Origin of the sequence: Xanthomonas sp. CFBP 8152, assembly GCF_014199025.1 — a bacterium.
GTDB lineage: Bacteria > Pseudomonadota > Gammaproteobacteria > Xanthomonadales > Xanthomonadaceae > Xanthomonas > Xanthomonas arboricola_B.
Map to the genome: position 1 here is coordinate 1 of NZ_JACHNO010000013.1, position 3,066 is coordinate 3,066.

Genomic DNA, 3,066 nt, shown 5'->3' on the forward strand with positions numbered 1-3,066 from the left:
CGTGCCCGGGCCGAACGGATCGGCGCCGTTGCCGCAGAAACTGTGCCAGTAGGCCACGGCAAAGCGCAGATGCTCGGCCATGGTCTTGTCGCCGACCTGCTTGGTGGCGTCGTAGACCTTGAACGCCAGCGGGTTGTCCGAGTCGCGGCCTTCGAAGCCGATCTTGCCGATACCGGGGAAATATTCCTTGGCGCCGATGTAGACGGTGTTGCTCATGGGATGGAACTCCTGCACAGAGGCGAGGGGAGAAGGGAAAGATGTCGCACGCGAGTGACCAGCCACGCAGCGCAGCGATTGCGCATACAGGCCGTCACCGCCGCCACCGGCGCGCACTCTCAATCAGCGCCGGAGACGGACGCCGGCACAGGGCCTGACCCATGCCGTGCAGAATGTTAGCGCTACCACAATCGCGACCGAAAAAAGCCGCGCGGTGGAGCGAAGCTGAAGATGCCATGCCGATCCGGAGTGAAGCGGTCTGCCCGACTTTACCCAGCCCGGCGCCGAAAGGCTTGCTGCGCTGCGAGATGTCCGCTGCGCCAACCACCTGCGGCCGACCTGCCAGCCGTGATCGGTTCGCTGATGTCGCAGCACCGCCAAACCCGCGCCGAACGCCTCGCCCGCAAGCGGCCGACCGCGCATTCAGCCGCGCAAGCGCGGCGCCGGCTCGCCGCGCGCGGGGCAGCTACAATGGCCGGCTTATGACCGCTGTCCTGCCGCTGCCGCAACCCCTGGCCGACCCCGCGCCGCGCGACCCGCGCCAGCGGCTGCAGCGTGAGCAGTTGCGCCTGGGCAAACGCCTGCAGCGCCAGGTAGGCCAGGCGATTGCCGACTTCGGCATGATCGCCGCCGGCGACAAGATCATGGTGTGCCTGTCCGGCGGCAAGGATAGCTACACCTTGCTGGACATGCTGCTGCAGTTGCAGCGCAAGGCGCCGGTGCCGTTCACCCTGGTGGCGGTCAATCTGGACCAGAAGCAGCCCGACTTCCCCGCGCAGGTGCTGCCCACTTACCTGCGCGGGCTGAACGTACCGTTCGACATCGTCGAGCAGGACACCTATACGGTGGTCAGCCGGGTGATTCCGGCCGGCAAGACCATGTGTTCGTTGTGCTCGCGGCTGCGGCGCGGCGCGCTGTACGCCTATGCGCAGGCGCATGGCGTGACCAAGATCGCGCTCGGCCACCATCGCGACGACATCGTGGCCACGTTCTTCATGAATCTGTTCCACCACGCCCGGCTTGCGGCGATGGCGCCCAAGCTGCGCAGCGACGACGGCGCGCATGTGGTGATCCGCCCGCTGGCCTATGTGCGCGAGGCCGATATCGCCGACTACGCGCAGGCGCGCCAGTTCCCGATCATTCCGTGCAACCTGTGCGGCAGCCAGGAAAACCTGCAGCGCCAGCAGGTCGGGCGGATGCTGCAGCAGTGGGACCGCGAGCAGCCTGGGCGGGTCGAGCAGATCGCCCGCGCGCTGGGCGATGTGCGGCCCGCGCAACTGGCCGACCGCACCCTGTTCGATTTCCTGGCGCTGGGCCATAGCGGCGATGCAGCACCACCCGATCCTGATCCCGATTCCAGCGCCTGGCTCGCCGCCGGCGACAGCGCACACGACAGCGACTGACGCGGCCATCGCGGCACTGGCAGTCTTTCCACCCTCCACGTTTCTTCCTCCTCTTCGGTCCGACGCATGTTCTTTCGTAATCTCACTTTGTTCCGTTTCCCGACCACGCTGGATTTCTCCGAGATCGACACGCTGTTGCCGCAAGTGCAGCTCAAGCCGGTCGGCCCGCTGGAAATGAGCTCGCGCGGTTTCATCTCCCCGTTCGGCCGCGACGAGCAGGAAGTGCTCTCGCACCGTCTGGAAGACTTTCTCTGGCTCACCGTCGGCGGCGAGGACAAGATCCTGCCCGGCGCGGTGGTCAACGACCTGCTCGAGCGCAAGGTCGCCGAGATCGAAGAGAAGGAAGGCCGTCGCCCCGGCGGCAAGGCGCGCAAGCGCCTGAAGGACGACCTGATCCATGAGCTGTTGCCGCGCGCCTTCGTCAAGAGCTCGCGCACCGATGCCATCCTGGACCTGCAGCACGGCTACATCGCGGTCAACAGTTCCAGCCGCAAGAGCGGCGAGAACGTGATGAGCGAGATCCGCGGCGCGCTCGGCAGCTTCCCGGCGCTGCCGCTGAATGCCGAAGTCGCACCGCGCGCCATCCTCACCGGCTGGATCGCCGGCGAACCCTTGCCCGAAGGCCTGAGCCTGGGCGAAGAGTGCGAGATGAAGGACCCGATCGAAGGCGGCGCGGTGGTCAAGTGCCAGCACCAGGAACTGCGCGGCGACGAGATCGACAAGCACCTGGAAGCCGGCAAGCAGGTGACCAAGCTGGCGCTGGTGCTGGACGACAATCTGTCGTTCGTGCTCGGCGACGATCTGGTGATCCGCAAGCTCAAGTTCCTCGACGGCGCACTGGACCAGCTCGAACACAGCGAAGACGACGGCGCACGCGCCGAACTCGATGCCCGCTTCGCGCTGATGAGCGCGGAAATCCGGCGCCTGTTCCTGCTGCTGGAAACCGCGTTGAAGCTGAGCAAGGCCGAGTGAGTGCAACGGTCGGGCGGTGGCGTCGTGTCGTCGCGATCGATGCTCGAGTCAAAATCCCGTTGAGTCGAGTGCGCGGTGCCCTCACCGCTCGCGGGACACGCCGTGCATCCGTTCGTGGAGTCTCCTTGGCGGCATCCATGCCGCCAAGGGTCCCGCAACCGGCGAGGGCACCGCGCCAGACAGTTGGTCGGCTGCTTTCTTGAAAGCGTGTTGTCCGGCTGCGCTGCGCCAGGCAATGAAAAGTTTGCAGCTTGCGTGTCGAAAACCTGTCCACCGCTCGGCATGCGAAGGAGGGGAGTGAAAAGCTGGTCGACGCACAGTGATCCGACCGGCGCAGGTCATGCCCTGTTTGCAACCACACACCGACCATTTTGACTGGCCCTTGCCCGCCCACCGTCGCGGGACCTTACGCGGCATGGATGCCGCGTAAGAGCCTACAGGGACGTACTTGCGGCGTGTCCTGCGATGGTGGGCG

At 66.0% G+C, this 3,066-nt stretch carries 2 protein-coding genes and 1 pseudogene; 2 read left to right on the forward strand and 1 reads right to left on the reverse strand.

Annotation, left to right across the window (positions count from 1 at the left end; all coding sequences use genetic code 11):
* Positions 1 to 216, reverse strand: a pseudogene (locus FHT09_RS20030) (xylose isomerase); the annotation flags it as partial.
* A gap of 482 nt (positions 217 to 698) precedes the next feature.
* On the opposite strand from FHT09_RS20030, the gene ttcA reads away from it, so the two are divergent.
* On the forward strand, positions 699 to 1,619 hold the full coding sequence (ttcA, locus tag FHT09_RS20035) for a tRNA 2-thiocytidine(32) synthetase TtcA (protein ID WP_104607324.1): 921 nt from the start codon (positions 699 to 701) through the stop codon (positions 1,617 to 1,619).
* A gap of 66 nt (positions 1,620 to 1,685) precedes the next feature.
* Complete coding sequence (locus tag FHT09_RS20040) at positions 1,686 to 2,591, forward strand: recombination-associated protein RdgC (RefSeq protein ID WP_007974628.1); 906 nt, start codon at positions 1,686 to 1,688, stop codon at positions 2,589 to 2,591.
* The last annotated feature ends 475 nt before the right edge of the window (positions 2,592 to 3,066 follow it).